Origin of the sequence: Streptomyces sp. NPDC046203 (genome assembly GCF_040646255.1) — a bacterium.
Classification (GTDB): domain Bacteria; phylum Actinomycetota; class Actinomycetes; order Streptomycetales; family Streptomycetaceae; genus Streptomyces.
Genome location: NZ_JBEYZX010000001.1, coordinates 252483 through 267347 on the forward strand (window position 1 = coordinate 252483; position 14865 = coordinate 267347).

At 73.7% G+C, this 14865-nt stretch carries 12 protein-coding genes; 6 read left to right on the top strand and 6 right to left on the bottom strand.

Features of this window, described 5'->3' with window-relative positions:
• Positions 1 to 162: 162 nt before the first annotated feature.
• Together ABZ990_RS01110 and ABZ990_RS01115 are read right to left on the bottom strand one after the other, a co-directional pair.
• Positions 163 to 1818, bottom strand: a complete 1656-nt coding sequence (locus tag ABZ990_RS01110) for an ABC-F family ATP-binding cassette domain-containing protein (protein WP_361223260.1) — start codon at positions 1816 to 1818, stop codon at positions 163 to 165.
• 301 nt (positions 1819 to 2119) lie between these two features.
• Entirely contained in the window at positions 2120 to 3340 is a 1221-nt protein-coding gene (locus ABZ990_RS01115) for an alpha/beta hydrolase (protein WP_361223264.1), read from the bottom strand.
• 215 nt (positions 3341 to 3555) lie between these two features.
• Here ABZ990_RS01115 and ABZ990_RS01120 point away from each other — a divergent pair, with 215 nt between their 5' ends.
• The 3 genes from ABZ990_RS01120 (at position 3556) to ABZ990_RS01130 (ending at position 5102) form a co-directional block, all read left to right on the top strand.
• Positions 3556 to 4152 carry an isochorismatase family protein gene (locus ABZ990_RS01120; RefSeq protein WP_361223266.1) on the top strand — a complete coding sequence of 199 codons (597 nt, stop codon included), beginning with the start codon at positions 3556 to 3558 and terminating at the stop codon, positions 4150 to 4152.
• Between the two features lie 133 nt (positions 4153 to 4285).
• Positions 4286 to 4480 (top strand): antitoxin, encoded by a 195-nt coding sequence (locus ABZ990_RS01125; RefSeq protein WP_361223269.1) that lies wholly within the window; start codon positions 4286 to 4288, stop codon positions 4478 to 4480.
• A gap of 196 nt (positions 4481 to 4676) precedes the next feature.
• Positions 4677 to 5102: a hypothetical protein gene (locus ABZ990_RS01130; protein WP_361223271.1), complete on the top strand. Its 426-nt coding sequence runs from the start codon at positions 4677 to 4679 to the stop codon at positions 5100 to 5102.
• Between the two features lie 246 nt (positions 5103 to 5348).
• On the opposite strand, the gene ABZ990_RS01135 is transcribed toward ABZ990_RS01130, so the two are convergent.
• Both ABZ990_RS01135 and ABZ990_RS01140 read right to left on the bottom strand, forming a co-directional pair.
• Entirely contained in the window at positions 5349 to 6563 is a 1215-nt protein-coding gene (locus tag ABZ990_RS01135) for an amidohydrolase (RefSeq protein WP_361223273.1), read from the bottom strand.
• A 131-nt stretch (positions 6564 to 6694) separates the two neighbouring features.
• The gene (locus tag ABZ990_RS01140) at positions 6695 to 7345 is read right to left on the bottom strand and encodes a GntR family transcriptional regulator (RefSeq protein WP_361223686.1); all 651 of its coding nucleotides are present in this window, start codon (positions 7343 to 7345) and stop codon (positions 6695 to 6697) included.
• Between the two features lie 314 nt (positions 7346 to 7659).
• Between ABZ990_RS01140 and ABZ990_RS01145 the strand changes: the two genes are divergently transcribed.
• A complete protein-coding gene (locus ABZ990_RS01145; RefSeq protein WP_361223276.1) occupies positions 7660 to 8271 on the top strand; it encodes a DUF998 domain-containing protein in 612 nt (203 codons plus the stop codon).
• A 136-nt stretch (positions 8272 to 8407) separates the two neighbouring features.
• On the opposite strand, the gene ABZ990_RS01150 is transcribed toward ABZ990_RS01145, so the two are convergent.
• Positions 8408 to 9439, bottom strand: coding sequence for a GntR family transcriptional regulator (locus ABZ990_RS01150; RefSeq protein ID WP_361223279.1), 1032 nt, complete (start codon positions 9437 to 9439; stop codon positions 8408 to 8410).
• A gap of 180 nt (positions 9440 to 9619) precedes the next feature.
• Here ABZ990_RS01150 and ABZ990_RS01155 point away from each other — a divergent pair, with 180 nt between their 5' ends.
• On the top strand, positions 9620 to 10855 hold the full coding sequence (locus tag ABZ990_RS01155; RefSeq protein WP_361223282.1) for an FAD-dependent monooxygenase: 1236 nt from the start codon (positions 9620 to 9622) through the stop codon (positions 10853 to 10855).
• Between the two features lie 187 nt (positions 10856 to 11042).
• Here ABZ990_RS01155 and ABZ990_RS01160 read toward each other — a convergent pair whose 3' ends face one another.
• Positions 11043 to 12569, bottom strand: coding sequence for a glycosyl hydrolase family 18 protein (locus tag ABZ990_RS01160; RefSeq protein WP_361223284.1), 1527 nt, complete (start codon positions 12567 to 12569; stop codon positions 11043 to 11045).
• 471 nt (positions 12570 to 13040) lie between these two features.
• Here ABZ990_RS01160 and ABZ990_RS01165 point away from each other — a divergent pair, with 471 nt between their 5' ends.
• Entirely contained in the window at positions 13041 to 14780 is a 1740-nt protein-coding gene (locus ABZ990_RS01165; protein WP_361223287.1) for a sigma-70 family RNA polymerase sigma factor, read from the top strand.
• The last annotated feature ends 85 nt before the right edge of the window (positions 14781 to 14865 follow it).

Sequence of the window (14865 nt, forward strand, 5' to 3'; positions counted from 1 at the left end):
CGCCGGGCCTTCGGATCCCGCCGGGTCTTCGGGTCCCGCCGGGCCTTCGGGGCCCGGCGGGATTGCCGGTGCGGGACTTCGCGGGCCCGTACGGGCCCCAGGGTTCACCGGGCCCACCGGGCGCCGTGAGTCGCCGCCCGGTGAACCCTCTCCCGGCCGGTGCTACGCCGTGTCCCCGGTCCGCGCCGCGGACACCTCCCGCACCCGGCCTCCGGTGAGTTCGAGCCGGCGGCCGCCGAACCGGTCGCGGAACGCCCGGTCGTGCGAGACCGCCACCACCGCACCCGGGAACGCGGCGACGGCCTCCTCCAACTCCTCCACCAGCGCGGGCGCGAGGTGATTGGTCGGCTCGTCCAGGATCAGCAGATCGGTGGGGCGGGTGACCAGCAGGGCCAGTTCGAGCCGCCGGCGCTGGCCCGCGGAGAGCGCGGCCACCGGTACGGCCAGATCCTCGGCCCGCAGCAGCCCGAGCGCGAGCAACTCCTCGGCATGCTCTTCGGCCGGGCCGGGCCGGCCTGCCGCCCAGACCGCGAGGACCGAGCGGCGGGTGGCCGGGTGCGGCAGCTCCTGGGCGAGGTAGCCGATTCTTCCGGTGGCGCGCACCACGCCCGTGTCCGGGGCGAGCAGTCCGGCCAGAACCCGCAACAGGGTCGTCTTTCCCGCCCCGTTCGGGCCGGAGACCAGTAGCCGTTCGCCAGGGGCGATCCGCAGCCCGTCCACGGCGAGCCGGTCGCCGACGGTCACGTCCGTCAACTCCACCAACGGGCCGTCGTCTTGACGTGTCTCCGCGACGAACCGGCCGTCGAAACGCAGCGGTTCGGGCGGCGCGGCCACCGGTTCCCGCAGCAGCTCGTCCAGCCGGCGGCGGGCGGTCCGGATCTGCCCGGAGAGCTTGTTCTCGCTGGAGCGCCGGTGCTTGCCGAAGCCCTGGCCCGGGTCCTTCCCGGTCGCGGCGAACCGCTGCCCCGCCGCCGCGACCAGGTCCTCCGTACGGGCCAGCTCCTCCCGCCACTCCAGGTGCTCCCGCACCCGGCGGCGTTGCTCGGCGGCGCGTGCGGCCCGGTAACCGGCCCAGCCGTCCCCGTATCGCAGGACGCCGCGTTCGTCCCGGTCGACCTCCAGGACGGTCGTGGCGAAGCCGCCGAGGAAGGCCCGGTCGTGGGTGACGACCAGCGCGGTGCCCCGGTGCGCGGCGAGCTTCGCGCGCAGCCAGTCGACGGCGTCGTGGCCGAGATGGTTGGTCGGCTCGTCGAGCAGCAGCAGTTCGGCGCCGGAGGACAGGACGCAGGCCAGCGCGAGCCGCGCCTGTTCGCCGCCGGACAGGGTGGCGAGCGGCCGTTCGCCGGTGAGGTGGCCGATGCCGAGCGCGTGCAGGGCGGCGGCCACCTCGGCGTCGGCGCGGTAGCCGCCCCGCTCCTCGAAGCGGTCGAGGAGCTCGCCGTACGCGGCGAGGTCCGCCGGGCCGGCCGAGCCGAGAGCGGCCTCGGCGGCCCTCAACTCTGCTTCCATGGAGCGTAGTTCGGTGAGGGCGAGATCGATGGTGTGCCGCACGGTGTCGGCGGGGCCGACGGGGTACGTCTCCGGCAGCGTCTGGGCGAGCCGGGCGACGGAGCCCGGGAAGCGGACGACGACCTCCCCCTCGTCCGGGGCCAGACTGCCGTCGAGCAGCCGCAGCAGTGTGGACTTGCCGGAGCCGTTCTCGCCGACGACGACGGCCTTCTCGCCGGGGCGGACGGTGAACGAGACCTGGTCGAGGACACGGCGGTCCCCGAAGGCGAGAGAGACATGACGGAGGGAGAGCTGGGCGCGCTCGCGCATGGGTGGATTCCTCTGGCGGGTTCATGGGAAACGGGTACGCGAAACCGGCCGTCGGCCGCTCATGCGGCCGGTCCGGCACCCGGTATCAGAGGAAGAAGTAGAGACAACCCATACGGCCAGGCTAACAGTCGGCCCGTGCGAGGCCACGGGATTTTCCGGCCTCCCGGAGGTCTCGGCGGTCCCGGCATCACGCCCCCTCCGGAGGTCCCCCTCCGGAGGTCCCCGCTTCGGGACGCGCGCGGGCCGCCGGGGAGGGGAGGGAGGGAGGGAGGGTCCGGCGGCCCGCGCGTTCAGGGGCGGGTCACGGGGTGTGGAACCGTACCTCCGGGTGGAGCGGGCTCGGTCCGTCGAGCAGCGGCTGCGGCGTGCCGCGCAGCTGCCGGTCGAAGAAGGCGGCGACGTAGGCGCGGGTCACGGCCAGGGCCCGGCCGTCCGGGATGACCGCGTCGCTCGGCACTCCGAAGTGACGCAGGAGCACCGGGGCGTCGGTGAAGGTCATGTGGTCGGCCCCGGCCACCGTCAGCCAGTACTTGCGCCCGCCGAGCGCCCGCCAGGTGGTGTCCCAGGAAGTGTCGCCGCCACCCGGGATGTGCGTGTCGTCCGCGCCGAGGAACAGGAACGGCCTCCCGCCGAGCCCGCCCGCCGGAAGGGCGTCCCAGAACGAGCCGTCCATGTTCACCCCGGCGTCGATCCGCCGGTCCTTGATCATGGCGGCTTCGGCGCTCGCGCCGCCGATCGAGTGCCCGGCCATGCCGATCCGGTCCCGGTCGATCATGCGCGCGTACGGCTGGACGGCGTGCGGCCCGGTCAGCCGGTCCAGCAGGAAACGGACGTCCGCCGCCCGCGCCGCCGTGACGTCCGCGCCTTCCAGCCGCCCCGTCTCCAGCAGCTCGCACGCCACACACGGGGCGAGGACCCGGCCGCCGGGCACCGAGGTGCCCGAGGTCTCGTAGGCGTGATCGACCGAGGCGACGACATAGCCGCGGGAGGCGAGGTCGACGGCGAGCGCGGTGAGCGTGAAGCGGGGCATCCCGAAACCCGGGGACAGCACGACGAGCGGATGGCGGCCCGGTGCGGGCCGCGCGTCCTTCACGCTGTACGTGTTCATGGCGGCGAGGTCGCTTATGCCGGCCGGGTCCACTCCGCCGACGCCCGCGAGGAGGAGCCGGGACTCGTCCTTGGTCGCGTACGGCGCGGGCGTGCCCCCGGTGCGGCGGGCCGCCGGGTAGTGCAGGGTCACCATCAGCTCGCGGCCGTCCGCCGTGGGCACCCAGGGGTCGGGTCGGGAGTGGTCGACGAGATGCAGGTCGCCGGCTCCGACGGCGAACCGGCCGGTCGGGGCGGGCAGTTCGAGAGGCACGGAGGCGGTGGGCGCGACAGCCGGGGCGGAGGCTCGCAACGCCGCCGCCGCGGAGGGAACGGGCGGCGCGGTGGTCGTGGCGGAGGCGGGAAGGGCTGCCGCGGGCAGGGCGAGCGCGCAGGCGAGCAGGACCGTCGCGGCGGCCCGAGTGGCTTTGTTCATGGTGAGGACGCTAGGGCGCGGTCCCTACCGTGCGCGTCCGACCGTGGGCGGACTCGGCACGCCGCATGGGGGACCTCGGATGTAGGGGACGGGTGCGGCCTGGAGAGTGAAGATGCCCCTCCGGTCGTGTCGGACGGGGCCCCGGCCGGGCATGGGAAGTCCCGCCGCGCGCACCGTGCGCGCGGTCTGGTGTCCCCGGCCGAAAGGAAGGTCCGATGGCGGGCAGAGCGTTGATCGTCGTCGATGTGCAGAACGACTTCTGCGAAGGCGGCAGTGTCCCCGTGAAGGGCGGCGCGGAGCGGGCGCGGGCCATCGGGGAACTGGTCCGGCGCGGCAGCGGAGCGGAGTACCGCGAGGTGGTGGCGACCCGGGATCATCACATCGACCCCGGCAGCCACTTCTCCGACCATCCCGACTGGGACCACTCGTTCCCCGCGCACTGCGTCGTCGGCAGCGAAGGAAGCGAATTCCACCCGGAGTTCGCTCCGGTCGTCGCCTCGGGTGCCGTCGGCGAGATCTTCTTCAAGGGCGCGTATTCCGAGTCCAAGAGCGGCTTCGAGGGGACGAGCGGCGACGGCGTCGGGCTCGCCGCGTGGCTGCGCGCGCGGGACGTGGACGCGGTCGACGTCGTCGGCATCGCCACCGACCACTGTGTGCGGGCGACGGCCCTGGACGGGGTCCGGGCCGGTTTCGGGGTGCGGGTGCTGCTCGACTACACGGCGGGGGTCGCCCGCGAGAGCACGGACCGGGCGATGGAGGAGCTGCGGGAGGCCGGTGTCGAACTGACCGGAACTCCCGTCGTGGGGTCCTGAGCCCCGGCGTTGGGGCGCCGGGGGTAGGGCTGCGGTACGGCTGGGCCAGGCGGGACGTACGGCTGCGGATGCGGGGGGTGAGGGTCTCCGGGATCCTGTGAAGGACGGGGGAACCAGGCCAAGGAGGATCTCCATGTCCATGCTGGACAAGCTCAAGCAGATGCTCAAGGGGCACGAGGACCAGGCGGGGAAGGCTGTCGACAAGGGCGGCGACATGGTCGACAAGCGGACCCAGAGCAAGTACAGCGGCCAGGTCGACACCGCACAGGAGCAGGCCAAACGACACATCGGTGCCGAGGGCAAGCCTCCGGAGCAGCCGCCTCAGTAGCAAGGAGACTTTCCGGGCCGGCCGGCCCCCGAGTGCGGCCCCGCCGGGGTGCCGGGACCCGCTCCGGGTACGGGGTATCGGGTCCCGCCCGGCCGGGGCCGCACGGGGGTACGGGGGCGCCGTCGTGACCCGTACCCGCCACCCGCTGCCCGGGCCCGGTGCCAGGGGGCTTTGCCGGACCGGCGATCCTGGGGACATGGAACATCACGAGCACAGGGAGCACCCGACCACCGCCGACGCCACCGGTGCGGACACCGCGCGCACCGGTGGCGTACGTGTGGAGGTCCTCGTCGTACCCGACTGCCCCCACCAGGGGCCGGCCGAGGAACGGGCCCGTGAGGCCCTCGCGGACGTGGGACTGGCCGGCCGGGTGGTCACCACCCGGGTGATCGCCGACGAGGAGGCCGCCGAGCGGGCCGGATTCACCGGCTCGCCGACGATCCTCGTCGACGGCCGTGATCCGTTCGCCCCGGACGGCGCGGCGAAGCCCGCGCTGACCTGCCGTCTCTATCGCACCCCCGACGGCCTCGACGGGGTGCCCGACCGCGCCGCTCTGCGCCGCGCGCTCGAAGCCGCACTGGCGATCCGTGCGACGGCGGCCCGACAGGGCAGCGCGGACTGACGATCGGGACGGCGTGTCACGCGGTAGGGGCGAGGGCGACGACCTCCGCTGACGGCCGTGAGTGCGGGTGGCGTTCGGGCCGTGACACGAGAAGGGCCGTACGGGCCGGGCGAGTTGTGTCGATCGTCCTGCCGTACGGCCTGCCGCCCTCCTGCCCTGTCCGCGTATCACCCGTGCGATGTCGGTGAGTTGATCGAGGACACCGCACCCGAGCGGCGCGCCGGGGGTGGCCCCTTTCGTGAGCGGTTACTTCGTCCTGTCCAGGAACTCGCCGTTCCGGGCGACGATCACGCCCCCGTGCACCACCAGGTCCCGCTGGGGCAGGTCTACCACGACCTGTGGCAGCCCCTCGCCCCTTACGAGCACGAAGTCGGCGGGTGCGCCCGGGGTGAAGTCGGCGTGCGCGAGTCCCATCACGTCGGCGCCGCCGTCGGCGGCGAGACGGTGACAGTCCGTCAGTTCCTCGTCGAGGCGCGCGTCGGTCACCCAGCCGAGCAGATGGGCCCGGTGGAGCATGTCGGCGTTGCCGAACGGGCTCCAGGAGTCACGTACCCCGTCCGAGCCGAGACCGACCCGCACGCCGTGCTCGCGCAGCCGGGCGACGGGCAGGACCAGCGACTCGGACGGAGCCACCGTCGTGAGCGCGATGTCCTGGTCCGCGAGATCGGCGGCGAGCGCGCCGAGTTCGCGGTCCGGCAGGGCCGGCAGGCAGAACACATGGCTGACCGTGACCCGGCCGGCCAGCGACAGCGCACGGGTGCGTTCGACGATGCCGCGCAGCGCCCGGATCCCGTCGCCGCCGCGGTCGTGCAGATGCAGGTCGACCCCGACGCCGTAGCGGTCCGCGAGGCCGAAGACCAGATCCAGCTGCTCGTCGAGCGCGTGGTCGAAGCCGATCGGGTCGATGCCGCCGATCAGGTCGACGGAGCCGTCGCGCACGGCCTGCTCCAGGAGCCGCGCGGTGCCCGGGGCGCGGATCACCCCATGCTGCGGGAAGGCCACGATCTGGACGTCGAGCGCGTGCCGCAGCCGTTCGCGCGCCTCCGCGAGACCGTCGAGACAGGCCGTCCCGTACGCGGGGGCCACGTCGGCGTGCGCCCGCATGGCGCGGGTGCCGCGGCTGACGGCGTGGGACATCAGGCCGTACGCGCGTTCGACGACCGGCCGGTCCTGTGCCGCGAACAGCTCCGCGTCCTGGGAGGCGTAGCCGGCGATGCCGTCGGCCGGGCGGCGGGACACCCAGGAGCCGCCCCAGGAGGTCTTGTCGGGGTGGATGTGCGCGTCGACCAGCGACGGCAGGGCGATCCGGCCTTCGCCGTCGACGACCTCCGCGTCCTCGGGCGCGGGTCCTTCGGCGATCCGGCCGCCGACGGCCACCAGATCCACCGGCTGTGCCGCGCCGAACGGACGGACGTTCCGGAAGACCACGGGCCGGTCCGGACGGGGGGCGTCGTCGCTCATGGGAACTCCTGGGGAGGGGTCGATGACTCCCTATTTTGTATACCAAATCTTCGAGAGCAGGCAAGGAACCCTGCCCGGGAGGGGTCTACTGGAGTGCTTGCCCCGCGCGATTGAAGATTTGGTATACGAAATCAGATCTCGCCGTCGGTCGGGTCGCCCTCGCCGAACAGGCCGCGCAGCGCCACCGTCCGGCTGTCGCGCACATGCAGCAGCGTGCAGGCCGCCGCGGCCTCCGGGTCGCCGGCGGCGATGTGCCGGTACATCTCCGCGTGCTGGGACCGCATGCGTCCCGGCTCCGCGCGCAGCCCGAACAGCAGACGCAGCTGCCGGCTCAGCTGCTCCAGGGTGCGGCTGAGCAGCGGGTTGCCCGCCATGGCCACGATCCGGTCGTGGAACGCCGTGTGCGCGGCCACCTCCCGCGCCCCCTCGCCCGCCGCCGCGGCCTCCTCGGCCCGCCGCAGCAGTTCCGCCAGTGCCGCCGGTCCCTCGGTGTCCCCGCGGGCGGCGGCCCGGGCGGCGAGCCGCGACGCCTGGACGGCGAGCGGCTCCCACACCTCGTACAGATGCTCCACGTCGGCGTGCTCCAGCCGTCGGACGCGCACGCCGCTGTGCGGCAGCAGCTCCAGCAGCCCCTCCGCGACCAGCGCGCGCAGCGCCTCGCGTACGGGCACACGGGACATGTGCAGTTCCTCGGCGACCTCGCGCTCCACGAGTCGGGCCCCTTGCGCGTACCGCCGGTCGACGATCCTGCGCAGGATCTCCTCGTGCGCCCGCGCGCTCAGCGGCGCCGGTCCGGCCGCCGCCGGGGCCTTGGCCGGAGCCGCCGCCTCCGCGCCGCTCCTGTTCCGCTGCGCCACCTCGTCCGACCTCTTCCCGTCCCTCGGCCCACACGCCCCGCGCGGAGAAACGCGCGGAACAGAGAAGCAGAGAATACGTCGCCCGCACCCGGCTCCCGGCCCGCGCCCGGCTCCCGGCCCGCGCCCGGCTCCCGGCCCGCGCCCGGCTCCCGCGCCGCTGCCGGCCGGGCCCCGGGGCGGCGGTCCCGCCCCGGGGCGCGTCGCGCGTCCGCCGCCCGGGCCGGGGCTACGGTGGGCGGATGCGAGCCGTTCCCCGCTGGACGCTGCTCTCCTCTGGGACCGCCCCCGTCCTGCTGATCGGCGGCTGGGCCGTCGCGGGTGCGCTGGAAGGCGACGGTTACGACCCCGCCCGGGAGACGATCAGCGCGCTCGCGGCCTCCGGCGCCGCCGGGTCCTGGGTGATGACGGGCGCGTTCCTCGGACTCGGGGTCTGTCATCTCGTCACCGCCTGGGGGCTGCGCGCGGCGCGGCCCGCCGGGCGGCTCGCGCTCGCGGCGGGCGGGGTGGTGGCGCTGGTGGTGGCCCTGTTCCCGGTCCCGCTCAGCGGCGGATCGATACGGCATGGCTCCGCCGCGGTCGCCGGGTTCGCCCTGCTCGCGCTGTGGCCGATGCTGGCCGCCGCGCCCGGCGGACCCGTGCCGTGGGCGCTGCGACCGGTCCCGGCGGTGGCGGTGACCACCGTGATGACGCTCGGCGCGGGCTGGTTCCTCGTCGCGACGGAGCTCCACGGCGCCGCCGGGGTCGCCGAACGCTTCGTCACCTGCCTCCAGGCGCTGTGGCCGCTGGTGGTCGTCGGCTCCTGTCTGTCGTACCGGTACCGGCCGAGGGCCGATGCCGTGTCCCGTCCGTGACGCGGCGGGTCCGACGGGCCGGGCCGAGGCCGTACGGGAACAGGCCGTACGGGAGCGGGCCGTACGGCCGGCGGTGCGCGACCCCGCCCGTTCTCCAGCGCCACGCGACGGCGGCGCGCGGGCTCGGACGGACGCGCTACGTCGCCGCCGTCGGCGGCGTGTCGAGCAGTGGGGCGAGACCGTCGAGGAGGCGCTGGAGGCCGAACTCGAAGAGGGCGTCGAGGTCGAAGTCGTATCCCGTGCGGGCGACTTCGGAAAGGGCCGGGAAGCGGCCACCGGACAGGAGTTCCAGGAGGGCGGGTTCCTGACCGTCCATCCATTCCTCGCTGTCGAGACCGGTGTCCGCCTCCGCCTCCCGCTCGGTCTCCAGGTTCATCGCGATGGCACGCGCGTGGTTGAACAGGGTCAGCTGTGTGGTGAAGGCGGTGTCGAGATCGAGGCCGTGGGAGTGCAGGGCCTGGAGGACCCACTCGCTGAACGGCAGGGCAGAGAGGATCAGTTGGGGGCGGGTCATCGACAGGGCCGGGGCGAGCCAGGGGTGGCGCCGGAAGTGTTCCCAGAGCAGCCGGGACGACAGTTCGAGGGGTGCGCGCCAGCCCGGCGGCGGCGTGCCGGGCAGCGGGTGCTCCGCGAAAGCCGTGTCCATCATCTGGGTCAGAAGGGCGTCCTTGTCGGCCACATGCCGGTAGAGCGACATGGTGGCCACTCCCAGATCGGCCGCCACCCGGCGCATCGAAAGGGCCGCCAGACCCTCGGTGTCGGCCACCGCGACGGCGGTGGCGACGATCCGTTCGAGGGTGAGCGCGCCGGAGGGCGGGGGAGTGCCGGTGGCGCGCGCGGGGCGAGCGGGGCCCGCGGGGCGGGGCTGCGGCGCCCCGGCCCTGGGCGCGGATCCGGTCCCGGGGCGGGGCTCGACGACCGTCCCGACCCCGGGCACGGCGCGGACCAGACCCGCGCGGCGCAGTTCGGTGAGCACCTTGGTCGCGGTGGCCATCGCCACTCCCCACCGCTGGGTGATCTGACGGGTCGACGGCACCCGGTCGCCCGGTGCCAGTTCCCCCGACACGATTCGCTGCCGCAGTTCGTCGACGATCCGCTCGTAACGCGGTCCCGCCGGTCCCTTCGCCGCCGCGTTCGCCGGTCCGTCCATCGGTCCGTCCGTCCCCATGCCGCCACCCCTCCGCACTAGTGCACCCGGTGCCGCGCATCCTAGCGGCCAGCGGCGTCCGACGATCCCGCACGGGGACCTTTTCGCCCACCCCGTACTAGTGCACTAATCTTCAATCCCCTTTGCTTCCAAGGCTTTTCTTCTTGTGAACTCCTTCGCGTACGCCGTACATTCGCAGACATGACGAACAACGGGATTCTCATCAGCGGCGCGGGCATCGCAGGGCCGGCGCTGGCGTACTGGCTACGCGAGCAGGGTTTCACGGTCACCGTCGTCGAACGCGCCCCGGCCCCCCGTCCCGGCGGGCAGACCGTCGATCTGCGCGGGGCCGGCCGCACCGTCGTCGAACGCATGGGCCTCATGGACCGGGCCAGGGCCGAGAGCGTCGACCAGCGCGGCCTCGCGCTCGTCGACACCCGAGGACGCGTCACCGCCCGCGTGCCGGCCGACAGCTTCGGCGGCGAGGGCATCGTCTCCGAGATCGAGATCCTCCGAGGCGACCTCGCCCGGCTGCTGTACGAGGCCACCGTCCCCGGCACGGAGTACCTGTTCGACGACACCATCACCCACCTGGCGGAGGACGCCGACGGGGTCACCGTCACCTTCGAGAAGGCCGCGCCCCGCCGCTTCGGCCTGGTCGTCGGCGCCGACGGACCGCACTCCGTGGTGCGGTCGCTGGCCTTCGGCCCGGAGCGGGAGATCGTCCGGCCGCTCGGCCTCTACACCGCCTGGTTCACCGCCACCGGCCTCGACCTCGGACTCGACGGCTGGTACCTCATGCACAACGCGCCCGGCGGCCTCGTCGCCTCCGCCCGGCCCGGCCGCCTCCCCGGCGAGATCAAGGCAGGCTTCAGCTTCCGTACGGCCGAGCCGCTCGCGTACGACCGCCGTGACTCCGCCGCCCAGCGGGCACTTGTCGCCGAACGGTTCGCCCGGGTCGGCTGGGAGGCCCCGAAGCTGGTGCGGGCGATGCACACCGCCGACGACTTCTTCTTCGACTCCATGGGACAGGTCCGCCTCGACCGCTGGTCCCGAGGCCGGGTCGTGCTGCTCGGCGACGCCGGTTACTGCGCGACCCCGCTGACCGGCCTCGGCACCAGCCTCGCCCTGGTCGGCGCCTATGTCCTGGCCGGTGAACTCGCCGCCGCAGGCGGCGACCACCGCCTCGCCCTGCGCCGCTACGACACGGTGCTGCGCCCGTACGTGGACCAGGCCCAGGAACTCCCGCCGGGCGGCGCCTCGGGCTACGCCCCCTCCGGCCAGCTGGGCATCCGGATGCGGGACCTCTCGATGCGGTCGATGACCCGCTGGCCCCTGCGGAACCTGCTCGCCGCCCAGTTCGCGAAGGCCGGCGCCATCGCCCTGCCGGACTACGCCACCACCGCGAACGCCGCCGCGCCCCGCTCCGTACGGTGACTGCTCCGTACGGTGACCGCCCCGTACGGAGACTGCCCCCGCACCACGCCGCCGGGGCCGGTACGGGGATGTGTCCCCGTACCGGCCCCGGTTCGCCGCGGTCACCGTGAGGACGGATCCCGTGGCGGTGTGCCGTGCGCGTCCCGCGTCCCGCGTGCCCCGGTGTCCCGGGCGCGGATCAGCGGATTCAGCAGGCGCCGAGGTCCTGCCAGACGCCCCACTCGCCGGTGGTGCCGGGCTCCTCGCCCGTCGTCCACCACTTGGCCTTCCAGTTGTGTCCCTTGTAGGAGACCTGCTGGCCGCCGGTGTAGACGGTGGCCGAGGCCCACGGCGCGGCCGTGCACTGGTTGCCGTTGCCGCCGGTGATCTTCAGCGTGTACGTGGCGGTGTGCGCCGCGGACGGGCCGCTGCCGGTGACGGTGATCTGGTACGTCCCCGACACCGCGTTCGCGGTGGTCGCCAGGGTGAGCGTCGACGACCCGCCCGCCGTGACCGAGGCCGGGCTGAACGAGGCGGTGACTCCTGCCGGCACCCCGCTCGCCGCCAGGCTCACCGACTGGGCCGCGCCCTGGGTGACCGAGGTGCCGATCGTGGTGGTCGCCGAGGCGCCCGCCGTGACGGTGCCCGAGGACGGGGTGGCCGTCAGCGAGAAGTCGTCACCGGGGACGGTCGGCCCGCCGCTCGTGAACGGGCTGAAGATGTGGCTGAAGTCCCAGGTGTTCTGCGCGATGCCGGAGCAGTCGTCGGCGGCCGGGCCGCCCGGACAGCCGCCGTTGTCCCGCTGGAGCGCCCAGAACGACAGGGTGTTGATGCCCTTGGCGGTCGCCCAGTCGTACACGGTGCGGGCATTGGCCAGACTGAAGGTCTCGGCCGGGCCGAAGTCGTCGACGCCGATCATCTCGGTGACGCCGACCATGCCCCACAGCTGTGCGGCCGACTTGGCCGGGTAGAGCTTGGCGAGCTGGTTGTACAGCCCCTGGGCCGCCGTCTGGGTGTCCTTGGCCATGTCGTGCGCGGCGTTGTCGTAGTAGTCGAACGTCATGAGGTTGACGACGTCGACCCGCGCGCCGTTGGTCACGGCGTTCTTCAGTACGGCGAGTCCGCTCGCGGCCAGGCCCGTGGTCGTGGTGGGCAGCGTGTACGAGATCTCCAGGGGGCGCCCGGCGGCGGCCGACCGGTCCTGGAGGATCTTGATGGCCTTGTTGCGGCGGTCCACGCCCGCGCTGTCGTCGAGCGAGTCGACCTCGATGTCCATGTCGAGCCGGCTCACGTTGTAGGTCGTGAGCACCTTCTCGTACGCGTCGGCGATCTTGGTGACATCCGTGCAGCTGTCGGCGATCTCGGTGCCGGTGGTGTCCGCGGTGTAGCCGCCGAAGGAGGGGATCACGTCCCCGCCGCGGGCCTGCATCGACGTGATGTCGCTGCCGAAGACGGCCGGGGAGATCGGCATCCCGGTGTCGCCGTTCCAGTACGGCGTGCACGAACCCTTCGTGGCGGTCTGGAGGAACGCCATGGTCAGGTGCTTGGTGCCGGAGGCGGCGGCCAGGGCGGCCGGGCTCTCGCCGGTCCACGCCTCGAAGTACGGGGCGAAGACCCGTGACGGCAGCGGGGTCGCGGCCTGGGCGGTGCCGCCGGCGAGCGTGGTCAGGCCGGCCGCGGCGACGGTCGTGGTGACGGCCGCGAGCATCGCGCGCAGGGAACGCATGCGTCTCATGTCAATCCCAGGGGTGTGAGGGGTCGGTTGACGGGCGGGCGCCCCGGATGGAGCGTGCGGGTGCGAGGGGTGTGCGGGTGGTGCGGCCCGCTGGGGATCACGCGGGGTGGAGCGGGGTGGAGCGGGGCCGAGCGGACAGGGGCGCCGGATAAGGGGATATCGGCGGCTCCCGAACCGGGTCAATGGTCTGGACCAAAGTGCGACTAGACCGGACCGGGTCGCTCCTCGCCGTTTCCCCTGCCCACCGTGGAGATGATTGGCGTAGACCAATTCCCTTGAGTTTGACGATTCTTGACCTTCCCTCGGGGCGCGCCGCGATGCCCCCGGCCATCCGCCGTGCACACCCCCGTTCCGTACGCCGGACGAGGAAGTGAAAAAATTCCCGGCGCTTTTCGTTATCCGGGGCCCGCCCCGTGATCTCCCAGGTGTAGGGCATCGGCGACAGGCAGGACGGACAGGATGAAGCAGGGCATGGCAGTGATGAACGGCACGGACCTGGTCAGGGCCGCCCGGAACGGCGACCTCGAAGCGCGCGACCGGCTCGTCACCGCTCATCTGCCGCTCGTCTACAACATCGTGGGCCGGGCGCTGAACGGCCACCACGACGTCGACGACGTCGTCCAGGAGACGATGCTGCGGGCGCTCGACGGACTCGGGACGCTGCGCTCCCCGGACAGCTTCCGCTCCTGGCTCGTCGCCATCACCATGAACACCCTGCGCGCCCACTGGCACAGCCGGCGGTCCGGCCAGCTCGCCGGCGCCCTCGACGACGCCCGCGACCTCGCCCACCCCGGCGCCGACTTCGTGGAACTGACCGTGGCCCGGCTGCACCTGTCCGGGCAGCGGCGCGAGACCGCCGAGGCGACCCGCTGGCTGGCGCCCGAGGACAGCGCGCTGCTCTCGCTGTGGTGGCTGGAATGCGCGGGCGAACTCACCCGCCACGAGGTCGCGGCCGCCCTGGAACTGTCCCCGGAACACACCGCCGTACGCGTCCAGCGGATGAAGGAACAGCTGGAGACCGCCCGGATCGTCGTCCGCGCCCTGGGCACCGCGCCGCTCTGCCCGGATCTGCGCACCGGCCTCGCGGGCTGGGACGGACGGCCCTCGGCGCTCTGGCGCAAGCGCATAGCCCGGCACGCCCGCACCTGCCCGCACTGCGCCGGGCTCCGGACCGGCCTCGTGCCCGCCGAGGGCCTGCTCGCCGGACTACTGCTCGTCCCGCCGGCCGCCACCCTCCTCGCCGCCTTCCGTGAGCGCGCGGGCCTCGGCCTGGTCGCGTCGGCGCAGGAGGCGGGCGTGGGTGCGGGCGCTGGTTCGGGTGTCGGTTCGGGTGCGGCGCCGGGGGCCGGGGCGGTGCCAGGTGCGCGGTCGGGGGCCCGGCATGCCGCCGGATCCGGTTCCGGATCGCGTGGCGCCCGCCGCCGGGAACGCGAGCGCAGGCGTGGCCGCCGGAGGGCCGTCGCCGCCGCGGGCATAGCCGTGGTCGCGGTCGCCGGAGGCACGCTCTATCTCGCCACCGGCCCCGAGGACGGCGAGAACGACTCGGCCGACACGGCCCGCGCCGCCGCCCCCGGCGTCACCGCGACCACGACGGCCTCCCCGGCGGCCCCCACCACGAGCCCGTCCGCGACGGCGTCGAAGACGCCCTCCGCCTCGGCCGAGCCGTCGAGCCACTCGCCCCGCCCCACTCCGAGCCGTACGACGCATCAGGCCACCGGGCACCCCACCAAGGCGCCTGAGTCGCGCCCGCAGGCCACGAAAACCGCCGGCGGCCAGACCGGCTCCGGCTCCGGGACGGGTTCCGGAGCCGGTTCCGGTTCCGGTTCCGGAGCCTCGTCTACGTCCCAGCAGGTCATCGCCCTGGTCAACACTGAGCGCTCCCGCGCCGGCTGCGGGCCGCTCACCGGGAACGCCCTGCTGACCCGCGCCGCGCAGGGCCAGTCCGACGACATGGCCGCCCGCGACTTCTTCGACCACACCAACCCGGATGGCGACGGCCCCGGCGAACGCGTCACCGCCGCCGGCTACCAGTGGTCCACCTACGGCGAGAACATCGCCAAGGGCCAGCGCACCCCCGCCGAGGTGATGGAGGCGTGGATGAACAGCCCCGGCCACCGGGCCAACATCCTCAACTGCGACTTCCGCGAGATCGGCATCGGTCTGCACACCGGCGGCGGCCCCTATTGGACGCAGGTCTTCGGCGCCCGCTGACCTGGACCTGAGGTCACCGGGCCCACGGGCGCCGGACCCGGAGGTGCAGAGCCTGCGGGAGCCGGACCTGTGGTCACCGGTGCCA

Bases quoted from the DNA above. Each gene is read 5' to 3' on its own strand.
- ABZ990_RS01165 (WP_361223287.1), top strand. From the start codon at position 13,041: ATGGCAGTGATGAACGGCACGGACCTGGTCAGGGCCGCCCGGAACGGC.
- ABZ990_RS01115 (WP_361223264.1), bottom strand. From the start codon at position 3,340: ATGAACAAAGCCACTCGGGCCGCCGCGACGGTCCTGCTCGCCTGCGCG.
- ABZ990_RS01150 (WP_361223279.1), bottom strand. From the start codon at position 9,439: ATGGGGACGGACGGACCGATGGACGGACCGGCGAACGCGGCGGCGAAG.
- ABZ990_RS01120 (WP_361223266.1), top strand. From the start codon at position 3,556: ATGGCGGGCAGAGCGTTGATCGTCGTCGATGTGCAGAACGACTTCTGC.
- ABZ990_RS01160 (WP_361223284.1), bottom strand. From the start codon at position 12,569: ATGAGACGCATGCGTTCCCTGCGCGCGATGCTCGCGGCCGTCACCACG.
- ABZ990_RS01125 (WP_361223269.1), top strand. From the start codon at position 4,286: ATGTCCATGCTGGACAAGCTCAAGCAGATGCTCAAGGGGCACGAGGAC.
- ABZ990_RS01110 (WP_361223260.1), bottom strand. From the start codon at position 1,818: ATGCGCGAGCGCGCCCAGCTCTCCCTCCGTCATGTCTCTCTCGCCTTC.
- ABZ990_RS01155 (WP_361223282.1), top strand. From the start codon at position 9,620: ATGACGAACAACGGGATTCTCATCAGCGGCGCGGGCATCGCAGGGCCG.
- ABZ990_RS01145 (WP_361223276.1), top strand. From the start codon at position 7,660: ATGCGAGCCGTTCCCCGCTGGACGCTGCTCTCCTCTGGGACCGCCCCC.
- ABZ990_RS01130 (WP_361223271.1), top strand. From the start codon at position 4,677: ATGGAACATCACGAGCACAGGGAGCACCCGACCACCGCCGACGCCACC.
- ABZ990_RS01135 (WP_361223273.1), bottom strand. From the start codon at position 6,563: ATGAGCGACGACGCCCCCCGTCCGGACCGGCCCGTGGTCTTCCGGAAC.